Source organism: Neobacillus soli NBRC 102451 (assembly GCF_001591665.1).
In the GTDB taxonomy this organism is placed as follows: Bacteria; Bacillota; Bacilli; order Bacillales; family Cytobacillaceae; genus Neobacillus; species Neobacillus soli.
The window spans coordinates 1-23,644 of the sequence record NZ_BCVI01000026.1; the positions used below are offsets into that span (position 1 = coordinate 1).

Below are 23,644 nucleotides of genomic sequence, written 5' to 3' on the forward strand. Positions count from 1 at the left end.
CCGTGTTTCCTTTATCTCAGTCAAAGCGCTCCAGTCCATACGCCGCTAAACGGGCGCTTGCGCTTTTTGTTCTTAATTATAACTTACTGCCCGGCTTTGGAGTGCTTTCCATGAAGAAATAAATTGTTCTTTGCTTACTCGCACTTGCCTTCTTCCAGAAAGTGGATCATTTAAGTAAACATACTTGGCATCGTAACCAACCAAAACAACTGCATGTAAATCAAGGGGAGTCTTGATGTACTTTTTCCCATGATACCATCCTTCAGGGCGGTCAGGAAGGCGATAATCGCCGGTGGTCCATACAACCACTGGGTGCCCGGATGAAACATGCTCTAATATCCGTTCAAACGGCTGTTTTGTTAAATTAAGCGCTCTTCCCGGGAGCTTTTGGTTAATTAAAGCAATCATTGGAATATCAAAAACAGCATAACCTGCTCTTCTTCCAGTCATGTCTCCGACGAATCCATCAGCAGGATTTCCCCAATGTAAAATATCACCCTTAGGCGAACGAATGATGGGGTCAGGGTCCTTTTGAATGGAATGATAGAGGTCCATTTTATTTGTTTTAACCCCTGCGTATTGAAGGACCATTGCAAGACTTGTCACTTCACACCCGTACCTCAGTTCTGGGTTCTGATTGATTAATACAACATTTAGCATGGCAGAATCCCTTTTTTGTGGAAAACTTGCCGAATTACGTTTACCAGCTTTTATTTTGATTTTAAAAAGTTCATCCTTTAGATTCTTTAATGTGTATGGTGTCTCTTTTAAAGTAACCGAGGAAAGACTTTCTCTCTTCTCTTCCACGGTAAACGATGAAAGAGGCTGGTTAATTATTCGTTTTGAGCTTGTCATTGTATCCTCGCCGAAATGATTAAAGCCAAACATTGGAAGGATGGAGGCCAATAAGCAAAGGTTTTTCAAAAATTTATCCTCCTTAGTGTGAAGAACTAGTCTATATTGTTTGATTGTTTCTTAGCCTCTATAATGGTATCCTTTTGGAAAAGAACAAGTAGCCGTAAATAAGCGTATGGTATTATAAGAAAAATTTTGGAGGTACTTAGATGGATGCTTTGGAAATCCTATCGGATCTTGAAAATGTTTTTCCGTATTTTCAACCGATTTTTAGTGCCGATGAACAACGTGTAATTGCTTATGAGGTGCTGGGGAGATATAAGACAGAAGGTACAGTTATTAGCCTTGGGCCATTCTTTCAGGATGATCAAATACCTGATGAATATAAGTTTGAAGTGGATTTATTATTAGTAAATAAAGCACTTGAAAAGGCTTTGGGACTTGAAGAGGATATTTTCATTTTTTTGAATCGAAACGCTGAGTTATTAATGTATGGACATGGCGAGCCTTTCTTACAAGAACTTTTAGCCTATGAAAAGAAAGGGTTAAGTCTAAGGCGGATTGTCCTAGAAATTTCCGCCCGGAATTATAGCGGTGATTTAAATCAATTTGACCACTTATTACAATATTATCGGACATATGGAATTAAAATTGCGATTGCAAGCATTGATAGTGATAGCCATTATTTTGAACGTATTGGGCAACTTGAACCAGATATATTAAAAATCAACTTGCAGGCCTTGAAATCGACAGCAACGGGCGTGAACTTCAACGATGTCTTGTTTACTTTGTCGCTTTTGGCTAGGAAAATAGGTGCAACACTTTTATTTGAAAATATTGAGATGAGCTATCAGCTTCAGTTCGCCTGGAAAAATGGCGGCCGCTATTATCAAGGGTTCTATTTACATCCACCCACTGCCGAATTTATACAACGAGACTTATTAAAGCATCGCTTACAGGAAAAGTTTCATGACTTTATTGCCTACGAAAAGAGAAAATTAGAGGCTGTTTATACTACCGCAGAATATTTTCAAAATAGTGTTCAAGAAATAGTGATTAAAAACAAAAGTGCGGGATACCACGATCTCTTCCAAGCTTTAATAAAAAAAATGGATCAGATTGTTTTTCGGATATATGTTTGTGATGAGGATGGCTTTCAAAAATCTGCCAATATTTTTAGAGGAAAAGATGGATGGAGCATCCAATCAGATTATATCCAAAAAAATTGGAGCTGGCGTCCTTATTTTTTGGAAAACATTATAAAAATGCGCCATGAACAAAAGGGGATATTATCTGACCTGTATTGTGATATAGAAACAGGGGAAACAATACGAACCTTTTCATTTCCCATCAATGGGGAAGATTATTTATTTATCGATATACCCTATCAATATTTATTCGAACATGATCAATTATTATAGGAATGAACATTGTAACTCACGGCTAATAAACTTTTTTGAACAGAAACTGCCTTTTTAAAACCATATTAAAAAAAAATCAATCACTTTTTTTATTTTTGCTTGGACAAATGGACTATGTTATTTTATTCTTTTATATGGGCATATAAAAAATTCGAATGGAAGATTATGAAAATTTTCGATTCGAATAGAAATATGACAAATGAGAAATATAAATGTAGACAGTTTGTTTGGTTTGAAAGGAGACGAAGCCGATGTCACAGCTTCAAGGTATATTAACGAGGTTAAAAAACCTTCAGGAACAATCAAATAGTGGTGAGCCCGCACAACGCTATTTCGAAGTAAATGGTGAAAAAAAATGTCAGGTAACATTTCATCCAAAAACGGAGACATTTGAGTTAGAAATATATAATGAGAAGGAAAAGCCAAAACGGTATCAATTTGATAATATTGATATGATTACAATTGAAATCTTTGATTTAATCCAATAGGAACCATAATGGTTCCTTTCCTTTTCAAAGAAGAACAGTATTAAAATTAACACGGTCAACCGAAAACTATGTTAGAATGTATCTGTGGAAAAACAAATATTGAGGAGTTTTCGGCGATGATCAGTCTTCCCGGTGGGGAATTTTTAAAGCTAACCATGCATGACTTATTGATACCTTCAGAACGTGTAGCACATGTGCAAATCGGAAACAATCTCGAACATGCATTGCTAGTTTTAACAAAAAGTGGCTATACTGCAATACCTGTATTAGACCCGCATTACAAACTGCATGGGCTAATTAGTACACCAATAATTATGGATTCCATTCTTGGACTAGAAAGAATTGAATTTGAACAACTTGAGAAGAAACGTGTGGAAGAAGTCATGAATAGTTCCATTCCACGAGTGAAAATTTCCGCTTCGATTAATAAATGCCTTGAGTTACTTGTTAACCATCCATTTCTTTGTGTGGAGACGGAAGATGGTTTTTTTGAAGGGATTTTGCCAAGAAGTACATTATTAAATCAACTAAATAAATACTGTAAAAAGATTTAAACCGAGTGATAGATTCCATAGCCCCCTAAATGGGGGCTCTATTTGTTTAAAGATTATATTGAAAAAGATCAAGTTCTGTGTAATTTAACCTGGAGCTTTTTTGAAAGGCGGGATGGCCATGTCCTCGATATCGGAATTTCAATTATTATCTGTGTTAGCCCAGGAAATGAATATGCGGAAAGCATCGGAACGATTGTTTGTTTCACAACCCGCACTTTCGCAGCGCTTACAAACAATTGAAAAAGACTGGGGAACGAAATTATTTATTCGCTCCCAAAAAGGGCTGTCTCTTACACCTGCTGGAGAACATGTTGTCCAATTTGTTAATGAAATGCTAAAAAAAGAGGAAAAGGTTCGCGAAACCATCCATTCCCTTCAATCCGGAGTGTCAGGCACTTTGAAAATTGCGGTCGCTTCCATCGTGGGTCAAAATTGGTTACCGCAAGTTTTAAAGAAATTTATTGATAAATATCCACAGGCAAAAATTTCTCTTGTAACGGGTTGGAGCAGCGAAATCCTCAATTGCTTATATGATGACCAAGTACATATTGGAATCATTCGGGGCACACCTGATTGGAAGGGTGTTAAGGTCCATCTTTTTAATGACCCGCTCTATTTAGTTGACCGTGAAATTACTAAACCTGAGCAAGTATTAGATACAGACCGTCCTTTCATTCAATTTAAAAGTGACTCGAATTACTATCAAGAGATTCAAGATTGGTGGATGCGCAACTTTAAAACTTCACCGAAGCGAACAGTGGTGGTCGACCAAATTGAGACCTGCAAGCAGATGGCCTTTAATGGAATTGGCTATGCTATCTTGCCGGCAATTACCTTAACAAAAGCCGAACGGGATATATTCAAAATACCGCTTGTCGATGAAAATAATGAGCCGCTGAAGCGTGATACTTGGCTGTTGGGATATGAGTCCGCCTTTCAATTAAAGCAAGTTCAGGCCTTTGTTGAACTAGTGAAGGAACATATCGCTGAATCTTCAGAACTGTAAGGTTGTTTTTCTTGTTTTCATTTCTTTTGTTTGTTAAAGTATTTTTTAGTACAGCATAGGGGGCATAAAATAAAATGATGAATGCAAATGAAATTATCTCTTTTATTCAAAATAGCAAAAAATCCACTCCAGTAAAGGTGTATTTAAAGGGCGAATTAGCAGGAATTGATTTTGGCAGTGACGCTAAGGCCTTTATTAATGGGAATACGGGCGTCATCTTTGGCGAATGGTCTGAAATCAATACCGTTTTAGAAGCGAACAAAGCAAAAATTGAAGACTTTGTGGTTGAGAATGACCGCCGCAATTCAGCTATTCCATTATTGGATACAAAACCTATTAATGCCCGAATTGAGCCAGGTGTCATTATCCGGGACCAAGTGGAAATAGGGGATAATGCCGTTATTATGATGGGCGCTGTGATCAATATTGGCGCAGTTATTGGCGATAAAACAATGATTGATATGGGGGCTGTCCTTGGCGGCAGAGCAACTGTCGGGAAAAACTGCCACATTGGGGCTGGAACCGTTTTAGCTGGCGTGATTGAACCGCCATCCGCACAGCCTGTCATCATTGAAGATGATGTTTTGATTGGTGCGAACGCTGTAGTTCTTGAGGGAGTAAGAGTGGGAACAGGGTCAGTGGTTGCTGCTGGTGCAGTAGTAACTCAAGATGTAGCTCCTTATACTGTCGTCGCAGGAATGCCGGCAAGAAAAATTAAAGATATTGACGAAAAGACGAAATCAAAAACGGAGATCATGCAAGAGCTTCGTCAGTTATAAAAAACAAGAAGAAGCGTGGAATCTTTTCCACGCTTCTTCTATAGGAGAAGTGAGGTAGTAGAGATGAACCCATTAATTAAAATCCGCCGTGACCTTCATCAAATTCCTGAACTCGGGTTCCAAGAAATAAAGACGCAGGCCTATTTAATTTCCTACCTGCAGTCGTTGCCTCAAGAACGTATCACGATTAAAAAGTGGAAGACCGGCTTATTTGTTAAAGTTCATGGTCTGAAACCGCAAAAAACGATTGGATACAGAACCGATATTGATGGTCTGCCGATTAGTGAAGAAACGGGGTTTCCTTTTTCTTCTGCACATGATGATAAGATGCATGCCTGCGGCCATGATTTCCATATGAGCATTGCCCTTGGCGTGTTGACCCATTTTGTTCAAAATCAAATCAATGACGATCTCTTGTTTGTTTTTCAACCTGCTGAGGAAGGTCCTGGCGGGGCAGAACCAATGCTGAAATCTGACTTTATGCAGGAATGGAAGCCGGATATGATTCTCGCCCTACATATTGCACCGGAGTATCCTGTAGGTACGATCGCCTTAAAGGAAGGATTATTATTTGCTAATACCTCTGAGTTGTTCATTGATTTGAAGGGTCAAGGAGGACATGCCGCCTACCCTCACCAAACGAATGATATGGTGGTCGCAGCCTGCACGCTTGTTAATCAGCTCCAGACGGTAATCTCAAGGAACGTAGACCCACTAGATAGTGCTGTTATTACAATCGGGAAAATTACTGGGGGAACCGTGCAAAATATTATTGCTGAAAGAGCAAGGCTTGAGGGAACTATTCGGACATTATCACCTGAATCGATGAAGAAGGTTAAGCATCGCATCGAGGCACTTGTTAAAGGAATTGAGGCAGGTTTTGAATGTGAGGCAGTCATTGATTATGGTTCGATGTACCATCAAGTATATAACACAGAATCAATCACAAAAGAGTTTATGGAGTATGTCCAACAGCAGACAGATGTAAAAGTGATTGAATGTAAAGAAGCGATGACTGGGGAAGATTTTGGGTATATGCTTAAGGAAATTCCCGGGTTGATGTTTTGGCTGGGTGTCGAATCATCGTTTGGTTTACATCATGCCAAACTAAATCCAAATGAAGCGGCGATTGAAGTCGCTGTTAAAGTGATGACAAGCTATATTGCCTATAAAGGAAATAATAATTAAAACAAAAGACGTTTTATTTGGTTCTTAGAAGTGAATCATGTTAAAATTATAGTAAATAAAGGGAATATTGATACATATTGTCGATTATTCTTAGCTAAAAAGGGCAAAACTGAAGAAGGGTAAAATTAGATTGTAGTTAATAATAAGTATTTATTTAAATTAATTATAATTTAATATTGACTCAAAAGTAGAATTGTCCTATAATGAGAATTGTCAAAGGATAGTAAATGAGAATTTCTTAGATACTCATTTAATGAATTTATTTGGAGGGATTTAAAATGCCAGAACGTATGGTTGGTAAGCAAGCTCCACGCTTTGAAATGGATGCGGTTATGCCGAACAAGGAATTTAAAAAAGTTAGTCTTGAAGAGAATATGAAAAATGATAAATGGACAGTATTGTTCTTCTATCCAATGGACTTTACATTTGTATGTCCAACGGAGATTACAGCCATGTCCGATCGTTATGAAGAGTTTGATGATCTAGATGCAGTGGTCATTGGTGCTTCAACTGACACCATCCATACTCATCTTGCATGGATTAAAACTGACCGCAAGGAAAACGGCCTTGGCGATTTAAACTATCCATTAGCAGCAGATACTAACCATGTGGTTGCTCGTGATTATGGAGTTTTAATTGAAGAAGAAGGCATTGCACTTCGTGGTTTATTCATCATCAACCCTGAAGGTGAAATGATGTACTCTGTTGTTAACCACAACAACATCGGCCGTGACGTGGATGAAACGTTACGTGTGCTTCAAGCCTTACAAACTGGCGGCCTTTGCCCTGCAAACTGGAAGCCTGGACAAGCTACATTGAACGTATAATTTTTAACAAGATAGACCTAACCTTTTATAGTGTTAGGTCTTTTTTAAAAGGGGGATTAACGATGAAATTACGTGAACCTATGCCGGAATTAACCGGTGCAACCGAATGGTTAAACGGTGAATTCACAAAGGGTGATTTAATTGGTGACAAACCAACATTGATTCATTTTTGGTCGATTAGCTGTCATTTATGTAAGGAAGCAATGCCGCAAGTGAATCAATTCCGTGATGATTTTAAAGACAAATTAAATGTGGTAGCTGTTCATATGCCAAGATCCGAAAATGATTTGAACTTGGAAGAAATTAAGCAAGTGGCAGCTGAACATGGAATCAGCCAGCCCATCTTTGTGGACAGCGATCATAAATTAACAGAAGCATTTGAGAATCAATATGTTCCTGCCTATTACGTATTTGATCGTGAAGGCAAGCTTCGTCATTTCCAGGCGGGCGGAAGCGGCATGAAAATGCTGGAGAAGCGTGTCAATCGTGTTTTAGATGAGTTGGAAAAAACAGAATAGGAAGCACCAAGAAAAGGCTGTTCGTTGCTAGCAACGAACAGTCTTTTTATTTTTTGGAAAATTGAGTTCAAAAAGGTAGAAAATTACTTCGAAACCCGATATATTTAGTATTACGTGTAAATTCTAAAAATTTAAAATGTAAGGAAAGGGGAGCGGAAATGTGGAGACTTTCAAAAAACTAAAGCCTTACTACTGGCCTTTTAAAAAATACTTTGTTTTCTCAATGGTCTTTCTATTATTGGTAACAGCGATTACGGTTGTCTATCCGATCATATTGCAGCTTACCATTGATGAGGTGGTGCTGAAGGGGAAATATAACTGGATTCCCTATTTGGCCTTAGGGTTCATCGCCTTGATGGCCGTGAAGGGGATTGCAACCTATATCAATCAATATACAGGAGATTTATTCGGGATTACTACCGTTTATAAAATGCGGAACTCCTTATACGAAAAGCTTCAGTATTTACCGTTCAAGTATTATGATAATGCAAAAACGGGCGACTTAATGTCAAGATTAACCGCTGACGTGGAAGGGTTTCGCTTTTTTCTATCGTTTGGTTTTGCTGAATTAGTAAGATTCGTTCTACTGATTGCGATTAGTTTCTCCGTCATGTTTTATTATTCGGTGCCATTGACGTTGGTTACGTTAGCGACACTTCCATTCTTAGCGGTAGTGGTCTATAAATTTGACCGTGCCGTCCATCCCGCCTTTAGGGGCATTCGTAAATCGTTTGGACAATTAAACACCAAGGTTCAGGAAAGTATTAGCGGTATTAACACGGTAAAGTCCTTATCAAGGGAAAACTTTGAAATAGGAAAGTTTAACAACTCAAATGGAGATTACAAGCAGCAAAATATTCATACTTCAGGTATTTGGGCTAAGTACTTTCCTTTAATGGAACTATTAGGGAATATTAGTGTCGTTTTACTTTTGGCATTTGGTGGATACCTGGTCATGGATGGCTCATTAAAGCCTGGAGAGCTTGTCGCCTTTTATAGTTTGGTTTGGTATATCATTTGGCCAATTGTGAATCTAGGCTTTGTCGTTAATTTATTTTCTCAGGCTAAAGCCTCTGGGGAGCGTTTGCTGGAAGTATTGGAAGCAGATAATGAAATCGTAAATCTGCTCACTTCCAATAAACCAGAACGTTTCAGCGGTGAAGTGGAATTTAAAAATGTAACACTTCGTTATGAAGCGGAGTCGAAAGCGGCTCTTTATGATATTTCCTTTCACGCCACACCGGGCAGCGTTATCGGGTTAATTGGCTCCACGGGTTCAGGCAAAACAAGCATCACCCAATTAATAACAAGATTCTATGAACCTAGCACAGGCGAAGTTTTCATTAATGGTAAACCAGTAAACCAATATTCACTACATTCGTTAAGAAGCAGCATTGGTTTGGTACTACAAGAATCTTTCTTATTTTCAACAACGATAAAAGAAAATATCTCTTATGGCTGCCCTGAGGCTACAATGGATCAAATCGTTGATGCAGCGAAACGAGCCCAGGCACACGATTTTATAATGGAATTACCGAGAGGCTACGAAACAGTTCTTGGAGAACGAGGTATGGGCTTATCTGGCGGTCAGAAGCAAAGGATTGCTATTGCCCGCGCCATTTGTGTCAATCCTAGTATTTTGATCTTAGACGACGCGACAAGTGCTGTTGATATGGAAACAGAATTAAACATCCAAAAGGCTTTAAGGGAAGTAATGAAGGGGCGGACTACGTTCATTATCGCCCACCGAATCTCTTCACTGAAGCATGCGGATGAAATTCTCGTTCTCGAGAATGGCCGGATTGTGGAACGAGGAATCCATGATGCACTAATTGAGAACAACGGTCCTTATCAACGAATTTATGCGATTCAATATAAAGACCAGCAGGCAGTAATGACGTCAAAGACTGGTTAAAAGGGGAGGCTGTACATATGAACGAAAAAAAGGCTCATGCTAATGCGTTAAAGAGGTTTCACTATTCAATCGATCAAGTGATCGATAAGCCTTTTAACTGGGCGCAAATGACAAGGCTGTTTCGCTATTTAAAGCCTTATCAGAAAAGATTATTGCCATTATCCATTCTAATGGTCCTCATTACAACAGCGGTGCGGTTAATCATCCCTATTTTGATTGGAGTATATACACTCGATAAAGCGATTGGAAACAAGGATACAAAGCTTTTAACCATGCTTATTGCAATCATTGCTGTGTTATATGTTATCTCGTATATTGCAAATATTTATCGTATTCGCTGGATGAATGAACTCGGTCAAGGTGTTATTTATGATATTAGAAAGCACTTGTTTACCCATGTGCAGAATCTCTCACACCGCTTTTTCGATCAACGGTCAGCTGGGTCAATTTTAGTCAGGATTATGAATGACATCAATTCATTACAGGAATTATTTACGAATGGAGTCATCAATTCTCTGATGGATTCCTTACTACTTATTGGTGTGTTTGCCGTTCTATTTTCCCTTAGTCCGTCCCTTACTCTGGCAATTATGATTATGCTGCCGATTATGTTCTTTATATCCACTAGTTTAAGGCGGAACATACGGCGCTCCTGGCAATTGGTCCGTTTAAAGCAATCCAAGTTAAATTCGCATTTAAACGAAAGTATTCAAGGGATCCGGGTGACGCAATCCTTCACACAAGAGAAGGAAAATATGGCCTTCTTCGATGGGGTTAATCACGAAAATTTTGAAAGCTGGAGAATGGCATCGAAAAAGAATGCAATGTTTCGACCCCTTGTTGAAATAACTAATGCCGTGGGAACAGCGGTGCTTATCTGGTATGGGGCCCATCTGATTCAAAATGATTCAATTACCATCGGTGTATTTGTCTCTTTCGCTTTTTACCTTGGCATGTTTTGGGAGCCAATCTCACGGCTGGGGCAGGTTTATAATCAACTGTTAATGGGAATGGCTTCCTCGGAACGAATTTTTGAATTCTTAGATGAAAAACCGATTGTTTCGGAGAAAGACACGGCTATCGATATTGGTGAAATTAAGGGGCTTATTCAGTTTGAAAAAGTTGTTTTCTCCTATGATGACAGCCGGATTGCCTTAAGTGGCGTTGATCTAGAAATTAAAGCAGGGCAGACAGCTGCCCTCGTCGGTCACACAGGTTCAGGAAAAACAACGATTGCGAATCTAATTTCGCGCTTTTATGACCCAACTGCCGGCACGATTAAGATTGACGGACATAATTTACGGGACATTTCATTAAAAAGCTTAAGGCAGCAAATTAGTGTCGTCCTCCAGGATACCTTTATTTTTTCGGGAACGATTATTGAAAATATTCGCTTTGGCCGGCCAGATGCAACCGATGAGGAAGTCGTTCAAGCTGCCAAAGCTGTGGGGGCACATCACTTTATCGAGGGATTATCCAATGGCTATCACACAGAAGTTGAGGAACGTGGAAATATTTTATCTGTCGGAGAAAGGCAGCTTCTCTCTTTCGCAAGAGCGATGCTTTCGAACCCAAGGATTTTAATCCTTGATGAAGCGACTGCCAGTATTGATACGGAGACGGAAATGCAAATTCAAACAGCGTTAAAAACGTTACTAATAGATAGAACAGCTATTATCATTGCCCATCGTCTTTCAACAATCAGAGAAGCAGAACAAATTATTGTGCTAGGGTCTGGACAAATCATCGAAAAAGGCAATCACTTGGAGTTAATGGAAAAGAAAGGTTCCTATTATGACTTAGTGAAAACACAATTTCAGATGTTAAAGGCCGAATAAACATAAAGCAGCCCTTGTGAGGGCTGTTTTTTGTTTTCTCCCCATGCGAACTAATTTCCCTTATCTATTTGTAACCTTGCCTCTTTTTAATCGTCGGTATTGGTAAGTAAGTGTTTTTTTCTGTCCTTTACAATTAGAGAAAAAGGGGTGTCGTGCGATTGAGTAAGCTAAAATGGCTTCCATGTTTTTTGGTTACTTTGATGATTTGCTTAGCCGGGTGCAGTGCAAGCAGTAAAGATGAAAGCGCGAAAATGAGTGATAGCAGCAATTTGGCAATGGATTCAGCCCGGTCCAGCGATGGTGAAAAAGCTAACTTCACTGGTGAGAAAGCGAAGGCTGAGAAAACCACAGGAAATTCGAAAATTGAAGTACCAAATCAAATGGTGATCTATCAAGCTGATCTGCATCTTAGAGTGAAGAAATTTGAACAAACTGTCCGTAGTCTGGAAGAGAGTGTGGTGAAATATGGCGGCTATATTGCCGAATCAAATGTGGTCAAAGAGGGTAAAGAACAGGTAAGCGGGACCATTAAAATTAGAATCCCTCAAAAGCATTTTCAGTCCTTTTTACATGATGCCGAAGGGCAGGCAGCTGAGGTCCTGCAAAGGAACCTTACCGGGCAGGATGTTACTGAAGAATATGTCGACCTTAAGGCAAGACTAAAGTCTAAAAGGGTGGTCGAGGAACGGCTTATTAGCTTTATGAAGGGGGCAGTTAAAACAGAGGATTTATTAAAAATTTCATCCGATTTAGCGTTGGTTCAAGAAGAAATTGAGACCATCGAAGGAAAAATGAAATTTTTAGAGAATCAAACCTCTCTTTCGACTGTGAATATTACCCTTTACGAAAATAAAGTCATTGTGCCGAACCTTGATAAAGATAAACTAAATACTTGGGAGAAAACGAAAAAACAGTTTATGAAAAGCACAAATATGTTGTTGGCAGGTTTATCGGGATTAGTTGTCTTTATTATTGGAAACCTGCCACTTCTTATCATGTTAGCTATTTTTGTATTCCTGGGTTTTCTATATTTTAAAAAGAGAAAAGGCAGAAGCGGCCAGGATTAATTGGTGATATCTCTCTATATATAAATAGGATAAAGGATGGTAAAATTAATGGCATATTAGATAATTGATGTAGCTGGGGGAATTATTGGTGAAGAAAAGTTATGCAGTCATTGGGCTTGGCCGTTTCGGCGGAAGTATTTGTCGGACGTTAACTGATGAAGGAATGGAAGTTTTGGGTATTGATGTAGATGAAGAACGTGTAAATGAATTTGCCATGATTGCCTCTCATGCGGTTGTTGGTGATACAACGGATGAGAATGTATTAAAAAGCTTGGGGATTCGTAATTTTGACCATGTCATTGTTGCGATTGGCGATGATATTCAAGCAAGTATATTAACAACCTTGATTCTTAAAGAATTAGGGGTGGCCTGCGTTACGGCCAAGGCCCAAAATGATTATCACGAAAAAGTTCTTCGGAAAATCGGCGCAGACCACGTTGTTCACCCTGAAAGAGATATGGGGAAACGGATTGCTACTAACATGGCATCAAGTAATGTGGTCGACTACCTAGAGCTTTCGGATGAGCATAGTATTGTTGAAATTGTGGCAAATGGAAGACTTAGCGGTCATACCATCATCGATTTGGATATCCGCAAGAAATATGGTTTAAATATAGTTGCCATTAAAAGGGGAGAAGAAATCATCGTTTCTCCACAAGCAAAAGAAACTATTTATGTTAATGATGTACTGATTGTGATTGGAAACGATATTGACATCGATCGATTTGAAAAAAAGGTTTTAGAATAAGAAAAGCGGAAGCGCCCCTAAGGGCGCTTCCGCTTTTCTTATTATACTTCCATGATAATCGGCAAAATCATTGGTCGGCGCTTGGTTTTTTCGTAAAGGAAAGGAGCTAATGTATCAGTAATCTCATTTTTGATTTCGGACCATTGGCTTGTCTTCCGCTCCATGACCTTATTTAAATGCTTGGTTATCAGATTTTGGGCATCGTTGATTAAATCACCGGATTCTCTCATATAAACAAATCCTCGGGAAATCAGGTCTGGCCCTGAGGCAATTTTAAATTCTTTCATATTAATGCTCACAACAACAACCACTAAGCCTTCTTCTGAAAGGATTCTTCGGTCCCTTAAGACAATGTTTCCGATGTCGCCTACGCCACTGCCATCAATATAAACAGAACCGGATGGAATCTTTCCAGCAACCTGTGCCGTATCATCGGAAAGAGCTAACACTTCGCCGTTATCCATAATAAAGCAATTTTGTTCCTCTACTCCGCAATCGACTGCAAGCTTCGCGTGCATTCTCTGCATCCGGTATTCACCGTGGATTGGCATAAAGAATTTAGGCTTAATTAAGCGAAGCATAAGTTTTTGCTCTTCTTGTCCGCCGTGCCCGGAAGTATGGATGTTACTTAACTTACCATGAATTACATCGGCACCAGCTCGGTACAGCATATTAATCGTTCTACTAACACTAATCGTGTTCCCCGGTATTGGCGAGGATGAAAATACGACCGTATCTCCAGGGATGATTTGAATTTGTCTGTGTGTACCATTGGCAATTCTCGACAGAGCGGCCATGGGTTCGCCTTGGCTTCCGGTACATAGAATCGTGACCTTATCCGCAGGCAGTCGATTAATTTGATTGGCCTCTATAAAAGTCTCTTTAGGTGCGTTAATATAACCCAAATCGAGTCCGATATTAATGGCTGCTTCCATGCTCCGGCCAAAAACGGCTACTTTTCTCCCGTATACTACTGCAGCCTCTACTACTTGCTGCAGTCTGTGGATATTAGAAGCAAATGTCGCAAAGATGATTCGACCAGGTACTTTCCGGAAAATATCATCGATACTTTCTCCAACGCGCCGCTCTGACATCGTGAAATCAGGTATTTCACTGTTCGTGCTGTCAGAAAGCAAACATAAGACCCCTTCTTTACCAATCTCAGCCATTTTGGTTAAGTTTGCAGGCTCGCCCACAGGGGTAAAATCAAATTTGAAATCGCCTGTATGGACAACTTGTCCCGGTGGAGTTTTAACCACGATTCCGTAGGAATCAGGAATACTATGTGTAGTTCGGAAAAAAGTAACAGATGTTTTCCGGAATTTAATCACATCATCCTCTTTAATTTCAATCAATTTAGTATTCCTTAAAAGACCATGCTCTTCTAATTTATTTTTTATTAATGCGAGTGCTAATTTTCCGCCATAGACCGGAATATTAATTTCGCGTAATAAATAGGGGATACCGCCAATGTGATCTTCATGACCATGGGTAACAAATAATCCTTTTATCTTTTCTTCATTTTTAACAAGGTAAGTGTAATCAGGAATAACATAATCAATACCTAATAACTCATCCTCCGGGAATTTTATACCGGCATCGATTAAAATAATTTCATCCTGGAACTGAACTGCATAGGTGTTCTTGCCAATTTCACCTAAACCGCCAAGGGCAAAAACTGCAGTTTGATCATTCTTAACAAATTTCATAAATTATCAATTCTCCAATACTGTAAAGTCTTCGTTTTGTTTTTCATATTCTAAAAATGCTCCTTTTACTTCCTGTACAAACTCAACATTAAATCCACGATCGCCAATTTTTGCGCGGACTTCTCTTACCGATTCACCTTCAATAAATAATGTTTTTGTTTTCTCTCTGACCGGGACTTCTTTGATGCTTTCTTGGTAATATACTTTAAATACCATTCCAATATCGCTCCTAACTTTGCACATAACTTTTTCTATTATATAAAACATTTTCATCTTTTTCATTTATTTTCTTTAGAATTCCTAAGACTAATCATGAAAAGTATGTAAAAAAGAATCATTGATTATCAATTTACAATAATGAAGGAGCCCTTCGCAAGTTTGAAGGGCTCAAAAAAGTCAGGCAATGGTTTTCTTTCTCAGTAAATCTTTCCACTGTTTTAAAAGCTTTTTTCTTAGCTTCTTTAACATAGTGGATCATCTCCTTACTTCTTATTTTATACCAACCTTGTCCAATGTAAAGCCGCCAATGGGAGATAATTGAAATTATTTTTTAAATAAGGGTTTTTTTATTATTATATGATGAAAACGCTGATTCTTTCTTGGTTAAACATGGAATTCCTATGGCTATTAACAAATTGACATTTATTATTATAAAGTTTACTGTTTTTAAAGGATTCAACGAAAAGGAGTTATCGTACATGAAAAAAATTGTGTTTTTTGATATAGATGGGACATTACTTGATCATGAAAAAAGTCTTCCTGCCAGCACAAAAAAAGCTCTAAAATTATTAAAGGATAACGGCGTTTTTGTTGCGATTGCGACTGGCAGGGCACCCTTTATGTTTGAAAGCTTACGCTTAGAGCTTGAGATTGACTCCTTTGTTAGTTTTAACGGGCAATTTGTTGTATTTGAAAATGAAGTTATTTATGAGAATCCTTTAAATGAAGCTGAGCTTCATAGACTTTCTAGGGATGCAAAGGAAAACAAACATCCGTTAATTTTTATGAATGAGAAAACAATGAAAGCTTCGGTCCCAAACCACCCGTTTATAGAAATGGGCATGGGTAGCCTAAATTTTCCCCATCCAGAAGAAGACGCATCCTTTTATATGAATCGAAAAATGTATCAAACCTTACTGTTTTGTGAAGAACAAACGGAAAAATCATATAAAACCAGGTACCCGGGATTTGATTTTATTAGATGGCATCGATATAGTGTCGATATTTTACCTGCTGGCGGTTCGAAAGCAGAAGGTATAAATAAGATGATTGAACGGTTAGGTTTTAAGCTTAAGGATGTATATGCCTTCGGTGATGGGTTAAATGATTTGGAAATGTTAAGGGAGGTCGGAACAGGAGTTGCAATGGGAAATGCTGTTCCAGAAGCCAAGGCACTTGCCGATTTCATTACATCAGATGTTTCAGAAGATGGGATCTGGAACGGATTAAAAGAACTAAATCTTATATAGAAAGAACCGGCCTAATAAAAGGGCCGGTTCTTTATCGTTCAATCGCTATCGCGTCTTCGATCAGTTTATATGGGTCTTTCTTATCGATATAATCATAAAACATAACACCATTTAAATGATCAATTTCATGTTGGAAGCAAATGGAGGCAAGGCCTTTTAAGCGGAGTTTAACTTCCTCGCCATCTAGATTTATTCCCTTTACAGTAATTCTAGCATGTCTTAGGACGTAACCTGGAAAGGCCTCATCCACTGATAGACAGCCTTCCCCTGATTGGAGATAAGCCTTTTCAACAGAATGACTGATGATTTTCGGATTAAATAATGCATAGCTATAAAGAATGCCTTTTTCGTCAGTAAGATGAACAGCGATCATTCGCTTCGCCACATTAATTTGCGGGGCAGCTAAGCCGATTCCCGCGCGCAGGCTATATTGCTCAGCCATTTCGACATTTTGACTATTGATTACGTATTCTAACAGGCTGGCTAGTATTTGTTTATCCTCTTCTGAGGGTGGCATGCTTACTTCTGCAGCCACATTTCTAAGTGTAGGATGGCCATCTCGAATGATATCCTCCATTGTTAACATTATCCCACTCACCTCTGTACTTTTTACTAAAATTAATAATAATAAATAGTCTAACAGAGATTGAATAAAAAGTTAACATTTGATTGGTGGAACCCTCCACGCAGGTAACGTTTTTAACTATTGTATATTGTCAAACAATCTCAGTATCGATATAGTAAGAGATGAAAATTAGTTAGGGGGTCTATCGTTGAAAGGCAAAAGTCATTTTATATTACTCGTTTTAGCTATTGTTATTATCTTTGCGGGCTGCTCTAAACAAAAGACGCCAGTTGAAAAGATGTATGATGTGTTAGAAAAGGTAGTAGCATCGGAAAAAGGATTTGAAGAACAACAGGATCCGCTTGTTTCATTGGAAAAGAAGGAAAAAGAAATATATGATCAGATCATTGAACTTGGCATGAAAGAATATGACCAAATCGTAAAGCTTGCCGATGAAGCCATTTCATTGGCCGATGATAGAAAAGAGCATATCGAAAAAGAAACAAAAAGCATAAAGGAATCTGAAAAGGAATTTAAGAAAGCCGCAGAGTTAATTGGTGAGTTGGATGATCCTGCCTTAGCAAAATTGGTTCAGGAGCTGTATGATACCATGATGGAAAGATATCGTGCACATGAGGTATTAGTCAAAGAATATTCTGAGGCAATAACAGCTGACAAAGAACTATATGGGATGTTTAAGAATAAAAATCTCCCCCTTGATAACCTTGAGGCACAAGTCGAAAAACTAAATGAATCGTATAAAAAGGTTTTTGAGGAAAACGAAAAGTTTAATAAGCTTACGGAAAAATATAATGATCAGAAGCTGTCTTTTTATAAAAAAGCTGGACTTAAAATGAATAAATAATGGTCTAGTTAAAAAATCGACTGAGTCAGTCGATTTTTTTCTATATTATAACAAATAAAAAAAAGATTAAATTTTATATAACAGATAGTGAAAAAAGATGGTACAGAGGATTATTAATTCTTCTGTATTTGTAATGTGTTTATGGTGAAAAATTATGACTCATAGTATTTGACGTACGAAAATGAATGATGTAAAATCGTATACGTACTCATTAATTGTATCATTGATGTTACATAAAAAAGTGATACAGAATAAGATACTGGTAGAATGAAAGTTAATTAAATGGATGCCTTAGTCCATCTGGCTTTTATTCGTATGTTTTTTGGGTAATCTAATTAAGTGGATTTTATTTTTTAATATTAAGCTCTGTATTGAAAGGATAGGTGACCAATATGGCTTCTAAAACTCAGAACGCCCAGCTTGATGTGACGAAAGCACTCAATGCTGTAGAAGATCAATTCCAAACGCTTCAAATTCTTAATGAAGAAGGCGAGGTTGTAAACGCAGAAGCAATGCCAGACTTAACAGATGAACAACTTCAGGAATTAATGCGACGTATGGTCTATACGCGCATTCTTGACCAACGTTCTATCTCTTTAAATCGTCAAGGACGTCTTGGATTTTATGCTCCAACAGCTGGACAAGAGGCATCCCAATTAGCATCCCAGTTTGCGCTTGAAAAGGAAGACTTTATTCTGCCAGGATACCGTGATGTACCACAAATGATTTGGCATGGCCTGCCATTATATCAAGCCTTCTTATTCTCTCGCGGACACTTCCAAGGAAATCAAATTCCTGAAGGAGTAAATGTGATTTCACCACAAATCATTATTGGTGCCCAGTATGTTCAAGCTGCTGGTGTTGCCCTCGGAATGAAAAAGAACGGGTCAAAATCTGTTGCCATTACCTATACGGGTGACGGTGGAACGTCACAAGGAGATTTCTACGAAGGAATCAACTTTGCAGGTGCATTTAAAGCTCCGGCGATTTTCGTTGTCCCAAATAACCGTTTTGCGATTTCAACTCCTGTTGATAAACAATCTGCAGCAAAAACAATGGCACAAAAGGCAGTAGCAGCCGGTATCCCTGGTATTCAAGTTGATGGAATGGATCCGTTGGCGGTTTATGCAGCAACACATGATGCCCGCGTTCGTGCAATAAATGGAGAAGGACCAACGTTAATTGAGACGTTGACATACCGCTATGGTCCGCACACGATGGCTGGAGATGATCCAACTCGTTACCGTACCTCTGACTTAGATAACGAATGGGAAAAGAAAGACCCGCTTGTTCGCTTCCGTAAATTCCTTGAGAAAAAGGGACTTTGGAGTGAGGAGAAGGAAAACGGAGTAATCGAAAAAGCAAAAGAAGATATTAAAGAGGCAATCAAAAAAGCGGACGGGGCTCCTAAACAAAAGGTTACTGACCTCATGTCTCATATGTTTGAAGAAATGCCTGCTAATTTAAAAGAACAATTTGAAATATATAAAGCAAAGGAGTCGAAGTAAGTCATGGCTCAAATGACAATGATCCAAGCAATCACTGATGCACTAAGAACTGAGTTGCGCAACGATCCAAAAACACTCGTTTTTGGGGAAGACGTTGGTGTCAATGGCGGTGTATTCCGTGCAACCGAAGGTCTTCATAAAGAATTTGGAGAAGAACGAGTATTTGATACACCCCTTGCTGAATCGGGAATTGGCGGCTTATCCATCGGTCTTGCTTTAACAGGATTCCGTCCTATACCTGAAATTCAATTTTTTGGATTTGTGTTTGAAGTTATGGATTCCATTGCGGGACAAATGTCTCGTATGCGCTATCGTTCAGGCGGCCGCTATAATATGCCGATAACGGTCCGTTCTCCATTCGGGGGCGGGGTTCACACCCCTGAACTTCATTCAGATAGCTTAGAAGGGTTAATGGCACAAACTCCAGGACTTAAGGTTGTTGTTCCGTCAACACCATATGATGCAAAAGGTTTATTGCTCTCTTCGATTCGCGATAACGATCCAGTTGTATTCCTTGAGCATTTGAAATTATACCGTGCTTTCCGTCAGGAAGTACCTGAAGAAGAGTATACCATTCCTCTTGGTAAAGCTGATGTGAAACGTGAAGGCAAAGATTTATCAATTATTACTTATGGTGCGATGGTTCATGAATCATTGAAAGCTGCTGAAGAGCTTGAAAAAGAGGGCTATTCTGTAGAAGTGGTTGATTTACGGACAATTAGTCCACTTGATATCGAAACCATTATTGCCTCAGTAGAAAAAACGGGTCGTGCAATGGTTGTACAGGAGGCACAAAAACAAGCAGGTGTTGCTGCTAACGTCGTAGCCGAAATTAACGATCGTGCCATTTTAAGCTTAGAAGCACCAGTACTGCGCGTTACGGCAGCGGATACGATTTATCCATTCTCTCAAGCCGAATCTGTTTGGCTTCCTAACTATAAAGATATAATCGAAACAGCTAAAAAGGTATTAACATTCTAGTAATTCTATAGTGCCTTTCACTTGGCGCTGAAGCTAGACTGTATTTAGGAAAAAGGATAATCTTTTTCCTTCTTTCATCTTAGCAAAGTTGGCTAAAATACATGTGAAATAGGAGATGAATCTCTGTGTCATTTCAATTTAAAATGCCTGACATCGGTGAGGGTATTCATGAAGGGGAAATTGTCAAATGGTTCATTAAGCCAGGCGATAAAATCCAGGAAGATGATGTACTTTGTGAAATACAAAATGATAAAGCAGTAGTTGAAATTCCTTCCCCAGTAGAAGGATCAGTTATTGAAATATTAATTGGTGAAGGAACTGTTGCAACGGTTGGACAGGTCCTTGTTACCTTTGATGCACCAGGATATGAGAATTTGCAATTTAAAGGCGATCATGGTGATGAAGAGCCGGTACAAGCTGAAAAAGCTCCAGCGCCGGAAGTTAAACAGGAAGCAGCACAAGAGAAGGCACCAGCTGCTGCGGCAACACAGCCAAAAGTAGAAGTAGATCCAAATCGTCGTATTGTGGCGATGCCCTCTGTTAGGAAATATGCACGTGATAAAGGTGTAGAAATAACGCAAGTTGCAGGAACAGGTAAAAATGGCCGAATTATGAAGGAAGATATTGATGCCTTCATGAATGGTGGTACAGCAACTCCAACACAACAGGTTACTGCAGCAGTATCTGAAGAAGTTAAGGTTGAAGCACCACAGGCTGCTGTTCAACCAATACCGCAAGGCGAATATCCTGAAACGCGTGAGAAAATGAGCGGCATTCGCAAAGCGATTGCGAAGGCAATGGTTAATTCCAAACATACTGCTCCACATGTAACTCTAATGGATGAAATTGACGTAACAAAACTTGTTACCCATCGTAAGAAATTTAAAGAAGTAGCTGCTGCCAAGGGCATTAAGCTTACTTTCTTGCCTTACATCGTAAAAGCATTAACAAGTGCATTGAGAGAGTTCCCAGCGTTAAATACCTCACTTGATGATGCAACAAGTGAAATCATTCATAAGCATTATTACAATATTGGTATTGCAGCGGATACGGAAAAAGGCTTGTTGGTACCAGTGGTGAAAGATGCTGACCGTAAGTCGGTTTTCTCAATTTCCAATGAAATTAATGAATTAGCAGGTAAAGCACGAGAAGGAAAACTTGCTCCTAACGAAATGAAAGGTGCTTCATGCACGATTTCAAACATTGGTTCTGCAGGCGGCCAGTGGTTTACTCCAGTCATTAATCACCCTGAAGTAGCCATTTTGGGTGTCGGCAGAATTGCAGAAAAGCCAATAGTAAGGGATGGAGAAATTGTTGCCGCACCAGTATTAGCTCTTTCATTAAGTTTTGACCACCGTATGATAGACGGTGCGACAGCACAAAATGCATTGAACCATATTAAACGTTTATTAAACGATCCAGAACTATTGTTAATGGAGGCTTAACTATTATGGTTGTTGGAGATTTCCCAATAGAAACAGATACTATAGTCATCGGTGCAGGTCCCGGGGGATATGTTGCGGCGATTCGTGCAGCACAGTTGGGACAAAAGGTAACAATTGTTGAAAAAGAATATGTTGGCGGCGTATGTTTAAATGTAGGCTGTATTCCTTCCAAAGCATTGATCTCAGCCGGCCACCGTTACGAAACCGCGCTGCATTCTGAAGTCTTTGGAATTACTGCGGATAATGTAAAAGTTGATTTTTCAAAGGTGCAAGAATTTAAAGCTGGAGTCGTGAAAAAATTAACTGGCGGTGTTGAAGGCTTATTAAAAGGGAATAAAGTCAACATTGTTCGCGGTGAAGCGTACTTTGTGGATGCCAATACACTACGAGTAATGGATGAACACTCAGCTCAAACCTATACTTTTAAAAATGCAATAGTTGCGACTGGATCCCGTCCAATCGAATTACCAGCCTTTAAATATTCAAAACGTGTTCTTAATTCTACTGGAGCACTTAACTTAACTGAAATTCCTAAAAAAATCGTTGTTATTGGCGGCGGTGTGATCGGAATCGAACTTGGCGGAGCATACGCTAACTTTGGCAGCCAAGTAACTATTTTAGAAGGTGCAGATGAAATATTAGGTCTTGGCGTATTTGATAAGCAAATGGCTGCCCTTGTTAAGCGCAGCATGAAGAAAAAAGGGGCAGAATTCTATACCAAAGCCTTTGCTAAGGGTGTAGAAGAGACTGAAAACGGTGTGGTTGTCACCTTCGAAACGAAAGGCGAAGAGAAGAAAATCGAAGCTGATTACGTTTTTGTCATGGTAGGACGCCGCCCTAACACCGATGAAATGGGCTTAGAACAAGCGGGTGTTCAGTTGAGTGACCGCGGGATTATTGAAATCGACAAACAATGCCGTACTAATGTCAGCAACATCTACGCTATTGGTGATGTTGTTGCCGGTCCTCAATTAGCCCATAAGGCATCATATGAGGCTAAAATTGCTGCAGAGGCTATTGCCGGTCATGCATCTATAATTGATTATTTAGGAATTCCTGCGGTTGTCTTTTCTGAACCCGAGTTAGCTTCAGTGGGATATACAGAAGCGCAGGCTAAAGAAGAAGGCATTGAGGTAAATGCCTCTAAATTCCCATTTGCAGCCAATGGTCGTGCCTTGTCACTGGATAGCGGGGATGGCTTCCTGAAATTAATTACTCGTAAAGAGGATGGCCTTGTGGTTGGAGCACAAATTGCCGGTACAAGCGCATCAGATATGATTGCAGAGCTAGGCCTTGCGATTGAAGCAGGAATGACTGCTGAGGACCTTGCCATGACGATTCATGCCCATCCAACACTTGGTGAAATTACCATGGAAGCGGCCGAAGTTGCACTTGGCAGCCCAATTCATATCATTAAATAATTTGAAAAAGGTCCTTTTCGTTGATAAAACGAAAAGGACCTTTTTCAATTGACAAAAATAATTTCATCCTTTCAATAAATAAAAAAATATCTATCGATCTTAGTACATATACTAACAATACTAACTATCCGAAAAAAGAAATGAATGTCTTTTGAGTGGTGATAAATTTATGAGGGTCTATATTGTTATCATGCTGCAATTTATCATTTGGAGCGGCTATACATTTATAGAATGGCTATCAAAGCATGATCAATTATTCTATAAAGTCATTATGTTTTTTGTTTTCTTTTATTTAGCATTTTATATTGGAAACCAGGTGACAAAATCGGTCCAAAAAACGCTTTTTATCACTGCTCTAAGCCTTGTTATTTATACTTCGATCCATTATACTATGGTCCTGTTTATCCACTAAAAAAAGCCCCTCAGGGAGCTTTTTTAAAAGGTAAGAAAGTATATAATTTTCGACTTGAGAATTGT

General features: G+C 39.0%; 23 protein-coding genes. 19 read left to right on the forward strand and 4 right to left on the reverse strand.

Annotated elements, in window-relative coordinates; all coding sequences use genetic code 11:
- Positions 1 to 72: 72 nt before the first annotated feature.
- Complete coding sequence (locus BSO02S_RS10105; RefSeq protein WP_066066276.1) at positions 73 to 924, reverse strand: C39 family peptidase; 852 nt, start codon at positions 922 to 924, stop codon at positions 73 to 75.
- Between the two features lie 140 nt (positions 925 to 1,064).
- Between BSO02S_RS10105 and BSO02S_RS10110 the strand changes: the two genes are divergently transcribed.
- The 12 genes from BSO02S_RS10110 (at position 1,065) to BSO02S_RS10165 (ending at position 13,204) form a co-directional block, all read left to right on the forward strand.
- Positions 1,065 to 2,276, forward strand: coding sequence for an EAL domain-containing protein (locus tag BSO02S_RS10110; RefSeq protein WP_066066277.1), 1,212 nt, complete (start codon positions 1,065 to 1,067; stop codon positions 2,274 to 2,276).
- A 251-nt stretch (positions 2,277 to 2,527) separates the two neighbouring features.
- A complete protein-coding gene (locus tag BSO02S_RS10115) occupies positions 2,528 to 2,764 on the forward strand; it encodes a YkuJ family protein (RefSeq protein WP_066066280.1) in 237 nt (78 codons plus the stop codon).
- Positions 2,765 to 2,880: 116 nt separating this feature from the next.
- Positions 2,881 to 3,318 carry a cyclic-di-AMP-binding protein CbpB gene (cbpB, locus tag BSO02S_RS10120; protein WP_066066283.1) on the forward strand — a complete coding sequence of 146 codons (438 nt, stop codon included), beginning with the start codon at positions 2,881 to 2,883 and terminating at the stop codon, positions 3,316 to 3,318.
- Between the two features lie 118 nt (positions 3,319 to 3,436).
- Positions 3,437 to 4,324 (forward strand): transcriptional regulator CcpC, encoded by an 888-nt coding sequence (ccpC, locus tag BSO02S_RS10125; RefSeq protein ID WP_066066286.1) that lies wholly within the window; start codon positions 3,437 to 3,439, stop codon positions 4,322 to 4,324.
- A gap of 74 nt (positions 4,325 to 4,398) precedes the next feature.
- On the forward strand, positions 4,399 to 5,103 hold the full coding sequence (dapD, locus tag BSO02S_RS10130; protein ID WP_174524238.1) for a 2,3,4,5-tetrahydropyridine-2,6-dicarboxylate N-acetyltransferase: 705 nt from the start codon (positions 4,399 to 4,401) through the stop codon (positions 5,101 to 5,103).
- A gap of 63 nt (positions 5,104 to 5,166) precedes the next feature.
- Positions 5,167 to 6,291, forward strand: coding sequence for an N-acetyldiaminopimelate deacetylase (locus tag BSO02S_RS10135; RefSeq protein WP_066066289.1), 1,125 nt, complete (start codon positions 5,167 to 5,169; stop codon positions 6,289 to 6,291).
- 278 nt (positions 6,292 to 6,569) lie between these two features.
- On the forward strand, positions 6,570 to 7,118 hold the full coding sequence (locus tag BSO02S_RS10140) for a peroxiredoxin (RefSeq protein WP_066066293.1): 549 nt from the start codon (positions 6,570 to 6,572) through the stop codon (positions 7,116 to 7,118).
- Positions 7,119 to 7,180: 62 nt separating this feature from the next.
- Complete coding sequence (locus BSO02S_RS10145; protein WP_066066295.1) at positions 7,181 to 7,636, forward strand: TlpA family protein disulfide reductase; 456 nt, start codon at positions 7,181 to 7,183, stop codon at positions 7,634 to 7,636.
- Positions 7,637 to 7,796: 160 nt separating this feature from the next.
- Complete coding sequence (locus BSO02S_RS10150) at positions 7,797 to 9,551, forward strand: ABC transporter ATP-binding protein (protein WP_066066298.1); 1,755 nt, start codon at positions 7,797 to 7,799, stop codon at positions 9,549 to 9,551.
- A gap of 17 nt (positions 9,552 to 9,568) precedes the next feature.
- Entirely contained in the window at positions 9,569 to 11,389 is a 1,821-nt protein-coding gene (locus tag BSO02S_RS10155; RefSeq protein WP_066066301.1) for an ABC transporter ATP-binding protein, read from the forward strand.
- 152 nt (positions 11,390 to 11,541) lie between these two features.
- The gene (locus BSO02S_RS10160) at positions 11,542 to 12,456 is read left to right on the forward strand and encodes a DUF4349 domain-containing protein (RefSeq protein ID WP_439951380.1); all 915 of its coding nucleotides are present in this window, start codon (positions 11,542 to 11,544) and stop codon (positions 12,454 to 12,456) included.
- Between the two features lie 85 nt (positions 12,457 to 12,541).
- The gene (locus tag BSO02S_RS10165) at positions 12,542 to 13,204 is read left to right on the forward strand and encodes a potassium channel family protein (RefSeq protein WP_280523549.1); all 663 of its coding nucleotides are present in this window, start codon (positions 12,542 to 12,544) and stop codon (positions 13,202 to 13,204) included.
- A 41-nt stretch (positions 13,205 to 13,245) separates the two neighbouring features.
- Here the strand turns inward: BSO02S_RS10165 and rnjA are convergent, their stop codons facing one another.
- Complete coding sequence (gene rnjA / locus BSO02S_RS10170; protein ID WP_066066311.1) at positions 13,246 to 14,913, reverse strand: ribonuclease J1; 1,668 nt, start codon at positions 14,911 to 14,913, stop codon at positions 13,246 to 13,248.
- Positions 14,914 to 14,919: 6 nt separating this feature from the next.
- On the reverse strand, positions 14,920 to 15,129 hold the full coding sequence (locus tag BSO02S_RS10175) for a DNA-dependent RNA polymerase subunit epsilon (protein WP_066066314.1): 210 nt from the start codon (positions 15,127 to 15,129) through the stop codon (positions 14,920 to 14,922).
- Between the two features lie 482 nt (positions 15,130 to 15,611).
- Between BSO02S_RS10175 and BSO02S_RS10180 the strand changes: the two genes are divergently transcribed.
- On the forward strand, positions 15,612 to 16,382 hold the full coding sequence (locus BSO02S_RS10180; protein WP_066066317.1) for a Cof-type HAD-IIB family hydrolase: 771 nt from the start codon (positions 15,612 to 15,614) through the stop codon (positions 16,380 to 16,382).
- 31 nt (positions 16,383 to 16,413) lie between these two features.
- Here the strand turns inward: BSO02S_RS10180 and def are convergent, their stop codons facing one another.
- Complete coding sequence (def, locus tag BSO02S_RS10185) at positions 16,414 to 16,968, reverse strand: peptide deformylase (protein WP_174524239.1); 555 nt, start codon at positions 16,966 to 16,968, stop codon at positions 16,414 to 16,416.
- Between the two features lie 187 nt (positions 16,969 to 17,155).
- Between def and BSO02S_RS10190 the strand changes: the two genes are divergently transcribed.
- From BSO02S_RS10190 to BSO02S_RS10215, 6 genes are all read left to right on the forward strand, one after another.
- Positions 17,156 to 17,812, forward strand: coding sequence for a YkyA family protein (locus BSO02S_RS10190; protein WP_066066320.1), 657 nt, complete (start codon positions 17,156 to 17,158; stop codon positions 17,810 to 17,812).
- 392 nt (positions 17,813 to 18,204) lie between these two features.
- A complete protein-coding gene (gene pdhA, locus BSO02S_RS10195; protein ID WP_066066324.1) occupies positions 18,205 to 19,320 on the forward strand; it encodes a pyruvate dehydrogenase (acetyl-transferring) E1 component subunit alpha in 1,116 nt (371 codons plus the stop codon).
- Between the two features lie 3 nt (positions 19,321 to 19,323).
- Positions 19,324 to 20,301 carry an alpha-ketoacid dehydrogenase subunit beta gene (locus tag BSO02S_RS10200; protein WP_066066329.1) on the forward strand — a complete coding sequence of 326 codons (978 nt, stop codon included), beginning with the start codon at positions 19,324 to 19,326 and terminating at the stop codon, positions 20,299 to 20,301.
- A 125-nt stretch (positions 20,302 to 20,426) separates the two neighbouring features.
- On the forward strand, positions 20,427 to 21,746 hold the full coding sequence (locus tag BSO02S_RS10205; protein ID WP_066066332.1) for a dihydrolipoamide acetyltransferase family protein: 1,320 nt from the start codon (positions 20,427 to 20,429) through the stop codon (positions 21,744 to 21,746).
- A 5-nt stretch (positions 21,747 to 21,751) separates the two neighbouring features.
- Positions 21,752 to 23,167, forward strand: coding sequence for a dihydrolipoyl dehydrogenase (gene lpdA, locus BSO02S_RS10210; RefSeq protein ID WP_066066334.1), 1,416 nt, complete (start codon positions 21,752 to 21,754; stop codon positions 23,165 to 23,167).
- Positions 23,168 to 23,336: 169 nt separating this feature from the next.
- The gene (locus BSO02S_RS10215) at positions 23,337 to 23,579 is read left to right on the forward strand and encodes a hypothetical protein (protein ID WP_066066337.1); all 243 of its coding nucleotides are present in this window, start codon (positions 23,337 to 23,339) and stop codon (positions 23,577 to 23,579) included.
- Positions 23,580 to 23,644: the final 65 nt, after the last annotated feature.

Bases quoted from the DNA above. Each gene is read 5' to 3' on its own strand.
- BSO02S_RS10110 (WP_066066277.1), top strand. From the start codon at position 1,065: ATGGATGCTTTGGAAATCCTATCGGATCTTGAAAATGTTTTTCCGTAT.
- BSO02S_RS10115 (WP_066066280.1), top strand. From the start codon at position 2,528: ATGTCACAGCTTCAAGGTATATTAACGAGGTTAAAAAACCTTCAGGAA.
- cbpB (WP_066066283.1), top strand. From the start codon at position 2,881: ATGATCAGTCTTCCCGGTGGGGAATTTTTAAAGCTAACCATGCATGAC.
- ccpC (WP_066066286.1), top strand. From the start codon at position 3,437: ATGTCCTCGATATCGGAATTTCAATTATTATCTGTGTTAGCCCAGGAA.
- dapD (WP_174524238.1), top strand. From the start codon at position 4,399: ATGATGAATGCAAATGAAATTATCTCTTTTATTCAAAATAGCAAAAAA.
- BSO02S_RS10135 (WP_066066289.1), top strand. From the start codon at position 5,167: ATGAACCCATTAATTAAAATCCGCCGTGACCTTCATCAAATTCCTGAA.
- BSO02S_RS10140 (WP_066066293.1), top strand. From the start codon at position 6,570: ATGCCAGAACGTATGGTTGGTAAGCAAGCTCCACGCTTTGAAATGGAT.
- BSO02S_RS10145 (WP_066066295.1), top strand. From the start codon at position 7,181: ATGAAATTACGTGAACCTATGCCGGAATTAACCGGTGCAACCGAATGG.
- BSO02S_RS10155 (WP_066066301.1), top strand. From the start codon at position 9,569: ATGAACGAAAAAAAGGCTCATGCTAATGCGTTAAAGAGGTTTCACTAT.
- rnjA (WP_066066311.1), bottom strand. From the start codon at position 14,913: ATGAAATTTGTTAAGAATGATCAAACTGCAGTTTTTGCCCTTGGCGGT.
- BSO02S_RS10175 (WP_066066314.1), bottom strand. From the start codon at position 15,129: ATGGTATTTAAAGTATATTACCAAGAAAGCATCAAAGAAGTCCCGGTC.
- BSO02S_RS10180 (WP_066066317.1), top strand. From the start codon at position 15,612: ATGAAAAAAATTGTGTTTTTTGATATAGATGGGACATTACTTGATCAT.
- def (WP_174524239.1), bottom strand. From the start codon at position 16,968: ATGTTAACAATGGAGGATATCATTCGAGATGGCCATCCTACACTTAGA.
- pdhA (WP_066066324.1), top strand. From the start codon at position 18,205: ATGGCTTCTAAAACTCAGAACGCCCAGCTTGATGTGACGAAAGCACTC.
- BSO02S_RS10200 (WP_066066329.1), top strand. From the start codon at position 19,324: ATGGCTCAAATGACAATGATCCAAGCAATCACTGATGCACTAAGAACT.
- lpdA (WP_066066334.1), top strand. From the start codon at position 21,752: ATGGTTGTTGGAGATTTCCCAATAGAAACAGATACTATAGTCATCGGT.
- BSO02S_RS10215 (WP_066066337.1), top strand. From the start codon at position 23,337: ATGAGGGTCTATATTGTTATCATGCTGCAATTTATCATTTGGAGCGGC.